Annotated in this window: 13 protein-coding genes; 3 read left to right on the top strand and 10 right to left on the bottom strand. The window is 47.9% G+C overall.

Going from position 1 to position 14,348, the window contains the following annotated elements; translation table 11 throughout:
- Window positions 1-61: 61 nt before the first annotated feature.
- The 3 genes from clpX to HQ50_RS07665 form a co-directional block, all read right to left on the bottom strand.
- Entirely contained in the window at window positions 62-1,297 is a 1,236-nt protein-coding gene (gene clpX / locus HQ50_RS07680; RefSeq protein ID WP_039429460.1) for an ATP-dependent Clp protease ATP-binding subunit ClpX, read from the bottom strand.
- A 30-nt stretch (window positions 1,298-1,327) separates the two neighbouring features.
- Window positions 1,328-1,996 (bottom strand): ATP-dependent Clp endopeptidase proteolytic subunit ClpP, encoded by a 669-nt coding sequence (clpP, locus tag HQ50_RS07675; protein WP_010956008.1) that lies wholly within the window; start codon window positions 1,994-1,996, stop codon window positions 1,328-1,330.
- Window positions 1,997-3,979: 1,983 nt separating this feature from the next.
- On the bottom strand, window positions 3,980-4,603 hold the full coding sequence (locus HQ50_RS07665) for a hypothetical protein (RefSeq protein ID WP_004583881.1): 624 nt from the start codon (window positions 4,601-4,603) through the stop codon (window positions 3,980-3,982).
- A gap of 217 nt (window positions 4,604-4,820) precedes the next feature.
- Between HQ50_RS07665 and HQ50_RS07660 the strand changes: the two genes are divergently transcribed.
- From HQ50_RS07660 to ung, 3 genes are read left to right on the top strand one after another with little or no spacing between them, the layout of a single operon-like run.
- Entirely contained in the window at window positions 4,821-6,422 is a 1,602-nt protein-coding gene (locus HQ50_RS07660; protein WP_039429457.1) for a S41 family peptidase, read from the top strand.
- A gap of 57 nt (window positions 6,423-6,479) precedes the next feature.
- The gene (locus HQ50_RS07655; RefSeq protein ID WP_039429455.1) at window positions 6,480-8,000 is read left to right on the top strand and encodes a hypothetical protein; all 1,521 of its coding nucleotides are present in this window, start codon (window positions 6,480-6,482) and stop codon (window positions 7,998-8,000) included.
- Window positions 8,001-8,039: 39 nt separating this feature from the next.
- On the top strand, window positions 8,040-8,708 hold the full coding sequence (gene ung, locus HQ50_RS07650; RefSeq protein ID WP_018966044.1) for a uracil-DNA glycosylase: 669 nt from the start codon (window positions 8,040-8,042) through the stop codon (window positions 8,706-8,708).
- 222 nt (window positions 8,709-8,930) lie between these two features.
- On the opposite strand, the gene HQ50_RS07645 is transcribed toward ung, so the two are convergent.
- From HQ50_RS07645 to HQ50_RS07615, 7 genes are all read right to left on the bottom strand, one after another.
- Window positions 8,931-9,629, bottom strand: a complete 699-nt coding sequence (locus HQ50_RS07645) for a YjjG family noncanonical pyrimidine nucleotidase (protein ID WP_039419685.1) — start codon at window positions 9,627-9,629, stop codon at window positions 8,931-8,933.
- 190 nt (window positions 9,630-9,819) lie between these two features.
- Window positions 9,820-10,674, bottom strand: coding sequence for a hypothetical protein (locus HQ50_RS07640; protein ID WP_018966047.1), 855 nt, complete (start codon window positions 10,672-10,674; stop codon window positions 9,820-9,822).
- A gap of 44 nt (window positions 10,675-10,718) precedes the next feature.
- Window positions 10,719-11,420, bottom strand: coding sequence for a 16S rRNA (cytidine(1402)-2'-O)-methyltransferase (gene rsmI, locus HQ50_RS07635; RefSeq protein WP_018966048.1), 702 nt, complete (start codon window positions 11,418-11,420; stop codon window positions 10,719-10,721).
- A gap of 15 nt (window positions 11,421-11,435) precedes the next feature.
- On the bottom strand, window positions 11,436-11,912 hold the full coding sequence (locus tag HQ50_RS07630; RefSeq protein ID WP_039419682.1) for a hypothetical protein: 477 nt from the start codon (window positions 11,910-11,912) through the stop codon (window positions 11,436-11,438).
- Between the two features lie 320 nt (window positions 11,913-12,232).
- Window positions 12,233-13,345, bottom strand: coding sequence for a universal stress protein (locus tag HQ50_RS07625; protein WP_018966050.1), 1,113 nt, complete (start codon window positions 13,343-13,345; stop codon window positions 12,233-12,235).
- Between the two features lie 162 nt (window positions 13,346-13,507).
- A complete protein-coding gene (locus tag HQ50_RS07620) occupies window positions 13,508-13,762 on the bottom strand; it encodes a hypothetical protein (protein ID WP_004583895.1) in 255 nt (84 codons plus the stop codon).
- 207 nt (window positions 13,763-13,969) lie between these two features.
- Window positions 13,970-14,302, bottom strand: a complete 333-nt coding sequence (locus tag HQ50_RS07615; protein ID WP_039420358.1) for a translation initiation factor — start codon at window positions 14,300-14,302, stop codon at window positions 13,970-13,972.
- Window positions 14,303-14,348 lie beyond the last annotated feature (46 nt).

The raw sequence follows: 14,348 nt of genomic DNA, 5'->3' as shown, positions 1-14,348 counted from the left end.
TAGGTGTGTCACACTACACTCCGGGTAGCAACTCCTTGGGGTTGGATTCTCTTGGGGTCACTTATTGATCCTGTAGCAAATCGTCGATATTCAAATGAGCCTCGGCATAGGCTTTGTCCACGACCAAAGTCTTCTTTTTACCTGATGGCATCGTGAACATCGCATCCATCATGATCGTCTCTACGATAGAGCGTAGTCCACGTGCACCCAATTTGAATTCGATAGCTTTGTCAACGACAAAGTCAAGCATATCAGACGTAAAAGACACCTTGATACCATCCATGGCAAATAGTTTTTCGTATTGCTTGGTGATAGCATTCTTCGGCTCCGTCATGATGTTTCTAAGAGCATCCCGATCCAACGGCTCCAAATGGGTCAGAATAGGTAGACGACCGATGATTTCAGGGATCAGCCCAAAGGACTTCAAATCCTGCGGACGAATATAGCGAAGCATATTCTCACGATCGATATGCCTGTTCTGCAGTCCGGCAGTATATCCTACCACGCGAGTATTGAGTCGCTGAGCAATTTTCTTCTCTATCCCATCGAAAGCTCCTGCACAAACGAAGAGAATATGTCTCGTGTCCACGGGAATCATCTTTTGCTCCGGATGTTTGCGACCGCCTTGAGGCGGAACATTCACGATCGAACCTTCCAGTAGCTTCAGTAGCCCCTGTTGTACACCTTCCCCACTGACATCGCGCGTGATAGAAGGATTGTCGCTCTTACGGGCTATCTTGTCTATCTCATCGATAAAGACAATCCCCTTCTCAGCTTGTTTGACATCGTAGTCCGCAGCCTGCAAAAGTCTGGTGAGAATACTCTCAATGTCTTCTCCCACATAGCCGGCTTCGGTCAGTACTGTAGCGTCGACTACAGCAAAAGGGACATGGAGCATTTTGGCTATCGTGCGAGCCAAGAGTGTCTTGCCGGTTCCCGTGGGGCCGACCATAATAATATTGCTTTTCTCAATCTCTACTCCATCGCTGTCTTCTTGCTGGAGCAATCGTTTGTAATGATTGTATACAGCGACAGAGAGAAAACGTTTGGCATCATCCTGCCCGATAACATACGAATCGAGAAATTCTTTGATTTCTATAGGTCGAGGCAAATCCTCTCTCTTCAGATCGCTCGCCTTTTCCGAATTGAATTTTTGTAGTGCTTCCCGAACTACCTCTCCGGCACGGAGGGCGCATTCATCGCAGATGTGACCATTGGCGCCTTCCAGCATCAGATTCACCTGCGTCCTCGGCATGCCACAAAAACTACAGTATTCTTCGTCCTTTTTCTTTGCCATGAGATATATAGTCTCCTTGCGATAAGAGGGCTACTTCCGATTCTTTTCGAGGATTTTATCTATCATCCCGTACTCCAATGCTTCGGGGGCTGTCATCCAATAGTCCCGGTCACTGTCTTTCTCGACCTGTTCGACGGGCTTTCCACTGTGAGAAGAGATAATGGTGTAAAGCTCTTTCTTGACGCGCAGAATCTCGCGAGCTGCGATCTCCAAATCGCTGGCCTGACCCTGCATACCGCCAAGCGGCTGGTGTATCATCACGCGGGAATGGGGCAAAGCAAAGCGTTTGCCTTTCGTTCCTGCTACGAGCAGCACTGATGCCATAGAAGCAGCCATACCCGTACAGATAGTAGCCACATCGCACCCTATATATTGCATCGTATCGTATATGCCATAGCCGGCATAAACAGATCCACCGGGTGAATTCAGATAGATGGAAATATCCTTACCTGGGTCGGCACTATCGAGATAAAGAAGCTGTGCTTGAATGACATTGGCCGTGTAATCGTCGATCTGAGTGCCAAGGAAGATGATCCGATCCATCATGAGACGTGAGAACACATCCATTTGTGCAACGTTCAACTGGCGTTCTTCGATAATGGTCGGAGAGATGTAGCTGCTTTGGATTCTGGTATAGTCGTCCAAAGCCTGTGCGTTCAACCCGATATGTCGGGTTGCGTATTTTTTGAATTCGTTCATTGTCTTTCTGTGATCATATTTTTTTTCGCCCGCCAAATGGGCAAAAGCAATCGTTACGCATAAAAACAAAAGTAACTATTTTCCGACTTTCTCCCAAACATAAAAAGAGCCATTTGCACATTGCATATTACGGTGTCGATTGCAGGGGGGTGATATTTAGAATGAAAACCTCAAAGAGCCTTCTCAAGTTCGGTTGTTTGTCTTTTTTCGTGTGCTAGGTTCATTAGAAATTACGTGCCAAAAAAACTTTTCAACAACGAAGAAGTGTTTGGAATGATTCCAAATAAGCAGTCGTAAGGAAGTGGGTTTTGATGTGAAAAAGATGAGAAAGCGAATTTTCTACGGCTGGAAACTGCTTTTAGAGAAGTCGGATAATGATTTGTATATCAATCATTTTCGATTTATATACAGATGGTTTTCGATTTATATATAAATCGTTTTCGATAAATATATAGATCGTAAGTCATTTATATATAGATCGTAGGCTCAAAAAGGCCTTTTCGGAGAGGGATAAAACGAAGACACCCGCCGAGTTCCTTGTAGAACTCGGCGGGTGCCATGTATGTTTTGGGAGGGTTATAGAGAGTGCTATTCCTCTTTATTCGTCATGGGAACATCCTTTTTTGGAGTGGATAACACCGGGACATGTACGGGGTAGATCAGGCCTGATAGATTAGGCGATGTATGTATGAGGGATGTGTGCATATTCATTGTCGTTCAGTCGTCAAGTAGTTTGTCAATATCTTTCTATGTCAATCCGATAAGCAGTTCCGGAGGAGAACTTCACGCTCTCCATCGTTGCCATGTCAGTGGGCAAATGTAGCAAAAACTGCGAACCGAGGGAATCGAAACTCGCATTGGGGACAGGGCAACCGCAAAAATTTCGAGAAAATACAAGTTGCTAATTTTCAGATAATTGCATTTTGGAGGTTATACTCAAAGATAAAGAATACACTCAAAAATATGACTGATAATCAGGTGCTTACATTTTGATGCGGTTGCCCTTCTAAAAAGTCAATTGCATATTCCACTTAGTTGATAGTTTCAGGATGGGATGTTCCCAAAAGGAGATTGTTGCATGGGAGTTTCATTGAGCTCTTTTGCTGCAGAGCTGATTCTTAGTGTCTTCGGGAAAGGTCAAACCTTCGGTATATGGACACAGCAAGCAAACAGAAATTTCATCAAGTTTCCATTAGAGAAGTACTCCTTTCCTCGTCAAATCAATGCTTGTGCCGATAGGCGAGAAATAAGGAATGATTGTCGGCTGTTTCTTGCTTCTTGCACGATGCAGGACGCGATTGTCAGCTGATTCTTGCTCCCTGCATGATGCAGGACGCGATTGTCGGCTGATTCTTGCTTCCTGCACGATGCAGGACGCGATTGTCAGTTGATTCTTGCTTCCTGCACGATGCAGGACGCGATTGTCAACTGATTCTTGCTCCCNATTCTTGCTTCCTGCACGATGCAGGACGCGATTGTCAGTTGATTCTTGCTTCCTGCACGATGCAGGACGCGATTGTCAACTGATTCTTGCTCCCTGCACGATGCAGGACGCGATTGTCAGCTGACTCTGCTCCCATCAATACGCTAACTATCAGCTGTTTGCAACTATTTTATAGGACTTTCATTGAAGTCTTTTGCCGCAGAGCTGATTCTTAAGTGTTTTTCAGATTACTTGAGGTTTGCAGAGAGATCGCATGAAGCTCTCCTTTCTTCGTCAAATCAATGCATGTATCTGTCNGTTTTTCAGATTACTTGAGGTTTGCAGAGAGATCGCATGAAGCTCTCCTTTCTTCGTCAAATCAATGCATGTATCTGTCTTGATCGATATGAGGGGGGAAGGGTTATTGTATAACGGTCTCAAAAGGTGCCTTTCCGGATCAAAGTCCAAATAAAAACCTTGCAGGTCTAACTTCTGCAAGGTTTTTTTGTTTTGTTACGAAAGCTCGGATTTCGGAGCGATGTCCTATCGAGCTTCGGCGATTAAAAATGAGTGGAGAGCGTGGCCATGGCCGTAAGCATCTTATTGCCGTGATCGTACATTACAGCAGCACCTGCCCCCACGTTTTTATGAATTTGATATTCGTAGGCTACACGCGCTCCGTAACCGATGTAGGTATTCGAATTGGTGTAGATACTGACTTTGGCTCCTTTGTCTCCATAGATGAAATGGATATTGTGCTTATTGGACAGACCGGCTTGTACTGCCAGAAACAAATTGTGCCGGCTATTCTGCCAAAACAGATGGAGAGGATTGACTCCGACGACGATCATATAGCAGTTGGCACTGCCTGCATCGAAGAATGACCACTTCTCATTCGGAGAAGACATATTTACCTGAAAAGATCCATCACCCTCGTTCGACGCAAAGGAATCTGCATTGTTGGCTGTTTGACGTGTGGAGTTGTACATGGACAGACCCACTTCCAGAAAGCTCCCCATACGCTTTCCCAAATAGAAACCATAGGTGAATCCTCCCGGGATGTTCTCCGTATCGGAGTATCCTGCTCCGACCTGCAATGACCATGGCCTGATAACGTCTTGTGCAGCCAATCGGCCTGCAATTCCATACAATAATACAACGAGAAGCAGTAGCATTCTTTTCATACTCTTTCTTTTTTAGTTATTTAATTGTGTCGATTATCTCCTCTAAATGTAAAACAGTCACAAAAATATAATGAATAGATGAGAAATGGATTGCCGTTTCGGAATTAGCTGTATTGAGGTGTATAAATACCAAGACGGAAGCTCCGGGTCATAGACTTTTCGTTTGAGCTAAGGAGTACTATCTTTGGACGCTGAAATAAAAAGGATTTCGTGAAAAATGAATAAAGCAAGCAAATTGATTATACTCTTGCTCCTGCTGGGCTGTTCGGCATCCGCACAGAAGCTCAGTAGCAGTATGAAAGAGGCCCTGCGTAAGCTGGAAACGGCTGTGTATGCCATCAGCAACCTGTATGTGGACAGTGTGGACAACAACAAACTGGCAGAATATGCCATTCGAGGGGTCTTGAGCGAATTGGATCCTCACTCTGTTTATTCCGATGCGGAGGAAACAAAGAGCGAACTGGAGCCTCTGAATGCAGGATTCGACGGTATAGGTGTGCAGTTCAATATGCTCACGGATACGGTCTATGTGGTACAGGTGATTGCCGGAGGTCCTTCGGAAAAGGCCGGATTGTTGGCCGGTGATCGTATCGTGTCGGTGAATGATACGGTCATTGCGGGTGTCAAGATGAAGACCAATGACGTGATGAAACGCCTGCGCGGTCCACGAGGAAGCAAGGTAAAACTCGGCGTATGGCGAGGGAACGACAGGCTCAGCATCACGGTGAAGCGAGGTCTGATCCCCGTTCATAGTCGTGAGGCTTGCTATATGGTCGACGAACGTACGGGATATATCAGGCTGAGTAGATTCTCCCGCACCACTTACAAAGAGTTTGCCGAGGGGATCACCCTGTTGCGGGGGCGCGGCATGCAGCAGCTGGTACTCGACCTGCGATTCAATGGCGGCGGCATTCTCGATCAGGCTGTGGATATGGCCGGCGCTTTCTTGCCCGAAGGGAGTACAGTGCTGACCGTCAGGAACAATCGTATGCCACGGATCAGCGAACGCATGGAGGCTACGAGCAATAACCTCCTGCCGAAGGACTTGCCTTTGGTCGTCCTTGTCAATGAGTTTTCGGCCTCAGCCAGTGAGATATTGGCCGGGGCTATACAAGATTGGGACAGGGGCGTCGTTATCGGACGGCGCACCTTCGGCAAAGGACTCGTGCAGCGTCCGCTGCCTTTGCAGGACGGCTCGATGATTCGGCTCACTATAGCCCGATATTACACACCTTCGGGACGTAGCATCCAGAAACCTTATGCAAAAGGGAATTTCAAAGCATACGAACAGGAATTGATCGGTCGCTTCAAACACGGTGAATCCATCCATAGCGACAGCATCCGTTTCCCCGATTCGCTTCGCTACAAGACTCTCGTCACGGGGCGTACCGTTTATGGAGGGGGAGGCATTATGCCGGATCTTTTCATCCCAACGGATACAGCCTTGTTCAACAGGCTGCATCGCGAGCTACTGAATAAGGGTATCTTCAATCGGGCTGTGCTCAAGTATGTGGATACGCATCGTCAGAAACTGCGCCAACGCTTCCCCGACAGACAGTCATACGCCACGTTTAGCGTTCCCGAAGAGCTGACCGAAAGCCTGAAAACATTTGCCGAAGCTGAGAAAATCACATGGAGCACCGAACTTTTTGCTGAAGCCGAAGAGCTTATCAAGCATCAGCTCCATGCCTATATCGCACGTGATATTCTGGGGGAGGACGACTTCTTCTATTTCTTCAATCGCATGGATAAGGAATATATAAAAGCACTCGATCTCCTCAATGATCCCGACGAATACAAACGACTCCTCGGAAAGTAATTTGGTACCGGAAAGATACCAAACAACCGTTCGGTTACGTTAGCTTTGTATAGGATTATGAAAGAGATAAGTAGATTGATAGCTGTCATATTACTCGCAGCGGGTTTCGTACTTGCCAGTGGTAGCTGTTCGGATGATTTCGACAAATATGCCGAGTCTCCGGAAGATCGTGCCGAATTTTCTGCCGATACCATCAAGTTCGATACCCTTTTCAGCCGAGTCAGTTCTTCCACTCGGACATTCATGGTGTACAACCGGCTCAATCGTTCGCTACGTCTGAGCGAAGTGGAGCTGGTGGGAGGCAAAAGCCGTGGCTACCGTGTGAATGTGGACGGACATGTAGGCACCAAGTTTTCCGATCTGACTATCCTTCCGAAGGATAGTATGTTCATCTTCGTCGAAGCCACTTTCCCTGAAGGGGAGAGCGATGATCCGGTCGAGGTCAAAGACTCTCTCCGTTTCCTTATCAATGGACGTACGGACTATGTCCTGTTGCAGGGTTTTCGTCAGAATGTAGACGAAGTAACCGCTTTGGTTATCGATCGGGATACGATATTCGGAGCACATCGTCCCACCTTGCTCCGCGATAGTCTTGTTGTTCAGCAGGGGGCTACCCTTACTTTGCCTGCCGGATGCCGTCTGCTGATGGCCAATAAAGCCCATATCAAGGTGCGTGGTCGCCTAATGGCGGAGGGCAATTCGGACAAGCGAGTGATGATAGAGAATCTGCGCCACGATCACCTCGTGCAGGATGTTCCTTATACCCTTGTCCCCGGACAGTGGGGTGGTATCCTTTTTTCTGAAGAAAGCAATGGCAATGAGCTCCGCTATACTACCATCCGCAATGGCCGGTGGGGAATCATCGCCGAAGGAGGCAAGGATGTCACCACTCCTAAGCTGCTCTTGGAGGGCTGTATGGTGACGAATATGAAAGGGGCAGGCTTGGCTGCTTCAGGTGGTTATATCCGTATTCTGAACAGTGAGATCAGCAATACCCTCGGCTATACCGTAGCCCTCTTCGGGAGTGTATGCGAATTGACTCAAAGCACTGTTTGCAATTTCTATAGATGGGACAACCGCCAAGGGGAAGCCTTGCGCTACGTGACGGCATTCGCTCCCGATGTGGCCGGTGGGTCGTATATCCCCTCGTCGGACAGCCGATTGGTTTTGTCCAACAGTATTGTCGATGGCAGTCGGTCTGTAGTCAAACAGGGAGACAAAGAGAGTGGGGGAGAGATCAGCCTGTCCGATGGCTCGCAGACAGATGATGAAGCCTCCGTACTTGCACGACTAACGATGCGCAATAGCTACGTGCGTGCTCGGTCGAGCATCCTCAATGTCGGATATAATGTGATGGAAGCTGACAAGAAGAACCCCGCGGACAGTATCTATTATAGTGTAGGATATGACCTGATCAAAAAGAAACACAACTTTCGCTACGACTATCATCCTCTGCCCAAAGCTCCTTTCGTCGGAATAGCCGATCCTGCGATTATAGCACTGTTCCCCACTGATTTGAATGGGGAACCGCGTCGGACAGCTACCGTGGGGGCTTTCGAGGTAAAGCCTCGTCCATGACAGGTCGTGTACACGTTCACATAAGACAGAAAAAATATTATGAGAGAGGTGCGAATTGAAGCAGGCTGGAAAAAGGTTTTACAGGAAGAGTTTGGCAAATTTTACTTTGAAAAGCTGACGGAATTTGTACGTGAAGAATACCGGCAGAGCCCGATTTACCCTCCGGCTCGATTCATTTTCCGCGCATTTGATACTTGCCCTTTCGACCACGTCAAAGTCGTTATTCTCGGACAAGATCCCTATCACGAACCCGGACAAGCCGAAGGATTGGCCTTCTCTGTGCCGACCGGAGTCAGGATTCCTCCCAGCTTGCGCAATATCTGTGAAGAAATTCGTACCGATACCGGACAGCCGGCTCATATAGATGGAGGAAGTCTTTTGCCGTGGGTGGAGCAAGGTGTCTTATTGCTCAATGCTACCCTTACGGTTCGTGCCGGCCAAGCCGGTAGCCACCAAGGACGTGGGTGGGAGACCTTTACCGATGCGGCCATAGAAGCTTTGGCCAAACAGAGAGAACACCTCGTCTTTCTCCTCTGGGGAAGTTATGCCCGCCGAAAATCTGCCATGATCGATCCTCGTCGCCATCTCATTCTCGAAGCACCTCATCCTTCGCCCCTGTCGGCGCATCGCGGCTTTTTCGGATGCAAGCATTTCAGCCGAGCCAACTCATACCTCCGCCAGCACGGCATAGCCCCAATCGTTTGGTAGCTGTCTTTTCTTGATTGGAAAAGTGATTGGCTGGCTTTGTCCCTTCCGAGAACTACATGTAGCCGGAGTACACCCGATCGAAGAAGCACACCATAAGAAAGAAAATCTGTTTGGGGAGAAGGAATCCAAACAGGTGATAAGAGGGATATTCCGATATGCATCCGAATGAACGGAGATAAGGTTTGTCCCCTCTCTGTCAAGACCAAAAACGGTGAGAGAGGGTCAGAATATCCGCATCAGCTCGGACAAAGAGGAAATAATATGCATGGGTGCTCCTATGCTATCATCAGGTGATGTGTGTTTGTTCGGATTGTACCAGACAGAGGCAAGACCGGCATTCGCCGCCCCGACTATATCGGCTTCCCAGCTATCCCCAATCATGATGCTTTCCGTTTTCCTGGCTTTGGCTTTGACCAAAGCGAAGTCGAATATTTTTTTGTTCGGCTTGTTGATGCCTGCATCTTCGGACAAAATCACACGGTCTATATGGGGGGCCAAACCACTATTGGTCAGTTTGGCATGCTGGACTTCACGAAAACCATTGCTGAGGATATAGATATTGTAGTATCGGTGTAAGTACTCCACCGTCTCCAAAGCATGAGGACAAAGCCGCGTTTTCCGTCCCGTTATGGATAGAAATTCTGTATTCCAAGCCAGTATTTGTTCGTCGGACAGAGCGACATGTCCTGCAAAAGGTCGTCTGAATCGCTCCAAAGTAAGTGTGGGCTTGTCGATTTGTCCAAACCGATACTCAGACCAAAGTGCTTCATTGTGAGGCCAATATATGCCGAAGAAGGTTTCGAACGATTCGAAATATCTATCCCAGGCATGTGTGTGATACAGTTCTTCGAGACTGCTCTTATTGTTATGATAAGTGTCCCAAAGCGTATCGTCGAGATCGATAAAAAGATGTTTTAGCATGAAAGAAACGGAGTGAGGGCTGGATGTTGTGGCCGAGACCGAAGTGCACGAGGCCGAAAACAGATCGATTCGCCGGACGAGCGACCTTTGCCTTTAGCAGACAAGAGAAGAGGGTGTGTCCAAACTTGCGTTCCGACACACCCTCTTTATGGAAATGTCCTATATACAGGACTTCAAAGGATCCGCCCGATTAATTGGTTTGGATAACGAGTATTTTGGAGTTTTTCCAGAAAGCCTGAGGATCCTTGATACGAAGGGTGAGCATCTTATCTGTGCCGCGAATCAATTCGTATGATGACGCAGGGTGGCTGGTCAGTACATTTGCTTTCTTGGCCATCAGCGGGATCACCTTCAGGTTGCGCAAATCGGCTTTCGTGAAGTATGAATCGTTGTGTCCTTCGGTCAATACCTGACCGCGACGAACGATATTCATTTCTTTCAGGTCGCTGCTTGTCCCTATGCAATAGCGAACGGTGTTGAGATCGCGATCCTGACGAGCATTCTGTTCTGCCAAAGCTGCGTTCTCTCTCGCGCTGCTCTCAAGTTGAGCACCCTGCGAAATAACTGTGGAGTCGAGCATGCCGATGGCGATGTTCTTGCGCTCCAATTCTTCACGCAGCTGGTTTACTTCCTGAGTTTTTGCTTCGAGTTGCTGGCGAAGCTGTGCCAAAGTCTTCATCAGACGGCTGTTCTCACGTCCGCTCTTTTGGAGCTTCTCAGTCAGATCGTCGATGCTCTTGCGGTTGGCTTGGAGCTTCTCATTGATCAGTCTCATATTGTCATTGATACGATCGCGCTGGCTGGCACGAATTTCTCCGCTCAGAGGGTTGAGATTGATCATGCCTTCCATGGCAGAGATTTCTTGGAAGTTGGTCAGAATTCCACTGATAATGGAGTCCATCTCTGCCAATTCGGATTCGTGTTGGCTGTTTACTGCTGCAATAGAGTCGTACTGCATTTTCAGCTCTTTATAGGCACTGGAGTTCTTTCCACATGATACCAAGGCAAGAGTTAGCGCTGTGGCGATAAACAGTTTCTTCTTCATGTTCGTAATACTTTTATTAGCGTGACACTTTATTCATTCTTAACTTATTGCTTTCCTTCGTTTCTCCTTTTCGGGACAGCTCCACCTACGATGAGGACGAATTCTCCTCTTGGAGGGTGGTTTTCGAAGTGAGCCAGTAATTCCGCGAGTGTTCCTCGGATCACCTCTTCGTGGAGTTTGCTCAGCTCCCGGCATGCAGCAGCCGGTCGATCGAGACCGAAAGTCTCCACAAATTGGGTCAGAGTCTTGAGCACCCGATGGGGCGACTCATAAAATATCATCGTCCGGAGCTCCTCGGCCAGTTCTTTCATTCGGGTTTGGCGGCCTTTCTTGACAGGCAGAAAACCTTCGAAGACAAATCTGTCGGCAGGGAGTCCGCTTGCTACCAAAGCCGGAATCAATGCCGTAGGCCCGGGCAGACATTCTACCACTACACCCAATTCGGCACATGCTCTGACAAGCAAAAAACCGGGGTCGCTGATCCCGGGAGTCCCGGCATCGGAGATCAAAGCTATACGTTCACCTCCGGATATCCGCTCGGCCAATGCCTTGGCCGTACGATGTTCGTTGAACTTATGATGGCTCTGGAGCGGACAGTGAATGTCGTAATGGTGGAGCAGTACATTGCTGGTACGCGTGTCCTCGGCCAAAATCAGGTCTGCTTCGCGCAGTACCTTCAAGGCTCTCAAGGTAATATCCTCCAAATTGCCGATAGGAGTCGGCACGACTGTCAAACGTCCTTCCATCGCAAATCCTACGGTTCAGCTCCTTCTACGGAAGAAATCCGACACTACTTCCGCAAAGTCATTTACCGTCGGATCCTCTGCCTCCCATTGCATCCGCTGATGCAAATAGGCCATAGCTTCAGCCGCTGACGACAGCAATCCGAGATCGGCAGAGACATCTCGCATAAGCTTGTCATCGTCTTGAAACAACTCCCGTCTAAAGCGAAAAAAATCCAACGTAGAGACTATCTTCTGCAAATCGAAGCCTGCAGGAGAGGGTCTCTCCTCTTGTCTTCCCTCTTGGGGTGTTATTTCCGTTAGCCCAACGGTCTGCGTCGTTTGCTCCTTTTGCCTCGATGCTTCACGAATAAGCATGCCGTTGATACGACTCAGTCTGTCAAAAATCTCAATCGCCTCGTTTGGGGTCAATTCCGAGAGTTTCTCTCTATCACCAAAGAGGCGTTCCAAGTGCGTTAGCACATCAAAAATATCAGCGTCATGAGCTGCATTCATCAGGCTGAATCTTGAGTTAAAACATAATTGTTCGGCACAAACTTACAGAAAAAAAAACGAGAACTCCGCACTTTCACACAAATATACATACTGCAAATGTGTTCAAAAGCACACTTCTCTTGGCTGTAAACACGGCTTTTCAGGACAGAAAAAACGCTCAGATCTTTGGGCGTTATCGCCCTTTTGAATACCCTGTTTCAAATGAAAAAAGGACTGCCATTCGATATTCGGGCAGTCCTTATGTGAGGATGTCTTCCTGTTAAGCCTTATCGCTCTTGCGGGCGGATTCGAGCCTCCTCGGCTGAAAAGCTATATGGGCACTAATTGTGCATCACCAAAAGGGGAGTTCCAGCATGGAAGAGCATTCGCCGCGCCATACTTGGATTGAAGAAACGGGCGAAGAAATTCCTGCGATAGGTATTGACCACAATCATATCCACCTTTTCCTGACGAATGAATTTTTCCAAAGCGAGGGAGAAGTCTCCTTCGTCCAGCATGCTCACTTTGATCGTGGCATCGGGATAGTGATGCGCATGGTACTCCCTGATGGCTTTGAGTTGTACTTGGTTCCATTCCGGCGTACCCACCGAGATATTGAAGATGCTGTACGAAGGGTTGTTCTTGTCCAGCAGCTTCATCATGGCATCGAAGAGCACCAGATCGCGTTGGTCGAAGCTGGTAGCCACTGCTACATGCTTGGCCTGATTCAGATCGTTGAAGGGCACTTCCTCAGGAATAACCAATACCGGTACTTTACTCGAATCAATTACTTCGGCTGCAACACTTCCGATCAGATCCGAATCTTTGCGGGATTTGCCTCGTGTACCCATCACGATCATTACAGGTCTGTGCCGCTTGCAGTAACTAAGGATGACATCCTCCGGAGCACCGTCCAAAAGGACAGAGGAGAAAGATATTTCGGGAAGTTCCTCGCGCGTTATCTTTTCGCGTAGTTCCTTCTTGAGTTTGTTCATCAGACGCTGTACACGCTGGTATTCTTTGCGAAGGCTGACCTCATTGCTTAGCTGGAATACCGCAGTATCGCCTACAGTAAGCGGCGTGGAGAAAAACGGGCTGATGTAGACGTGCATCAATACGACCCGAAGACCGCGACGGGCTGCAAAGTTAAATCCCAGTTCGCATATCTTCATCGTATATTCGCTGAAGTCCACAGGGATGAGCACATACTCTTCCGTGTTTTTCGCTCGCTTTTTGGGATCTTCCTGATCCCATTTGTTATCCTCTATAATACTGAGAGCACGAGGCAGATCGGTCTCTTTGATTCTCACCCGAACACCGGCAGAGATAACGGGCTGTATCTGATTGACATTGTGAAGATACGCTTCTATGCCCTCGGTTTCGAGGAGAGACTTCAGTATCTGGGCTTTCTCATAGGAGTGAATAGCCAGGGTCACTAATTTTTCTTCTTTCATATCAATAAACGTGTTGTAGGGTTAGTTCTTTATCGTGTCATTTTCGCTGTTTTCGTGCTGTGTATCTGTGCGCTATTCGCAAAAAAGCCACTTCGGTCGCTTCTTATTGCAGACCGGAAGTGGCTCCGAGTTTATTATTTGGGAAACGCGCTGCCCCAAAGACTATGCGTTGGCTTCGCCCAGCATAGACAAAGCTCTCTCTAAGATAGTTGTGTCGTCCAACTCAACAATACCTCCTTCCGGTCCTGCTTCGATATGAACACCGCAGCTACGACCTTCTCTGAAATTGGCACCGCCGAAATAGTTGCGTACGGTTTCCACTCGCAGCCCCAACTCATCGGCAATGCGTTGCATAGCACCATCGGGCAAGCTGTCTTTGATTCTTCTCAGTTCATTGAATGTGATTGTCTTAGTCATGGGAATAATTTCGTCTTTTTTTGTGGTTCAACAATCAGTTTATTATTCTGCCCCTAACTTAGACATATTATTTGACAATACCAAAACTCAAAAGCCTCTATCCGCTCTTTATCCTGTCGAGGCTTGGCTTTTCCTCTGAGGAGGAAGAGCCGAAAAATAAGATGGCGGATAAATGATTGTGCTGTGAAAAAGGGGAGTACCTAATCACTACTTCACACCATAGTGCAAACTTCGTAGTATCTCTTTCACCTTTTCGACCTGATTGCCTTGGATGATTATTTCTCCGTCCTTGGCTGCTCCTCCCACTCCACATCGCTGCTTGAGCAGACGCGACAGATCGGTCAGATCGTCGTCCGAGCCGACGTATCCGCTCACAAGGGTGACCTCTTTGCCCCGACGCTGCTTGCGATCCAGCGTGATGCGCAGGCGTTGTTTCTCCGGAGGAAGCGTCTCGGCTACCTCTTCGCTATCCTCATGTTCGTATTGGAAATCGGGATTCGTACTGTACATGACCCCCAGTCTGTTCTTCCAGTCACTCATATTTTATATCCTCCATAAATAAAAGCTGCCGAGGAGATACCACCAC

It is taken from the genome of Porphyromonas sp. COT-052 OH4946, assembly GCF_000765965.1.
Classification (GTDB): domain Bacteria; phylum Bacteroidota; class Bacteroidia; order Bacteroidales; family Porphyromonadaceae; genus Porphyromonas; species Porphyromonas gulae.
Note: the sequence above shows the minus strand (reverse complement) of the source record. Positions and strands in the feature narration are given on the sequence as shown.

Bases quoted from the DNA above. Each gene is read 5' to 3' on its own strand.
- HQ50_RS07620 (WP_004583895.1), bottom strand. From the start codon at position 13,762: ATGACTAAGACAATCACATTCAATGAACTGAGAAGAATCAAAGACAGC.
- HQ50_RS07630 (WP_039419682.1), bottom strand. From the start codon at position 11,912: ATGAATGCAGCTCATGACGCTGATATTTTTGATGTGCTAACGCACTTG.
- HQ50_RS07660 (WP_039429457.1), top strand. From the start codon at position 4,821: ATGAATAAAGCAAGCAAATTGATTATACTCTTGCTCCTGCTGGGCTGT.
- HQ50_RS07665 (WP_004583881.1), bottom strand. From the start codon at position 4,603: ATGAAAAGAATGCTACTGCTTCTCGTTGTATTATTGTATGGAATTGCA.
- HQ50_RS07640 (WP_018966047.1), bottom strand. From the start codon at position 10,674: ATGAAGAAGAAACTGTTTATCGCCACAGCGCTAACTCTTGCCTTGGTA.
- HQ50_RS07655 (WP_039429455.1), top strand. From the start codon at position 6,480: ATGAAAGAGATAAGTAGATTGATAGCTGTCATATTACTCGCAGCGGGT.
- HQ50_RS07625 (WP_018966050.1), bottom strand. From the start codon at position 13,345: ATGAAAGAAGAAAAATTAGTGACCCTGGCTATTCACTCCTATGAGAAA.
- clpX (WP_039429460.1), bottom strand. From the start codon at position 1,297: ATGGCAAAGAAAAAGGACGAAGAATACTGTAGTTTTTGTGGCATGCCG.
- clpP (WP_010956008.1), bottom strand. From the start codon at position 1,996: ATGAACGAATTCAAAAAATACGCAACCCGACATATCGGGTTGAACGCA.
- ung (WP_018966044.1), top strand. From the start codon at position 8,040: ATGAGAGAGGTGCGAATTGAAGCAGGCTGGAAAAAGGTTTTACAGGAA.
- HQ50_RS07645 (WP_039419685.1), bottom strand. From the start codon at position 9,629: ATGCTAAAACATCTTTTTATCGATCTCGACGATACGCTTTGGGACACT.
- HQ50_RS07615 (WP_039420358.1), bottom strand. From the start codon at position 14,302: ATGAGTGACTGGAAGAACAGACTGGGGGTCATGTACAGTACGAATCCC.
- rsmI (WP_018966048.1), bottom strand. From the start codon at position 11,420: ATGGAAGGACGTTTGACAGTCGTGCCGACTCCTATCGGCAATTTGGAG.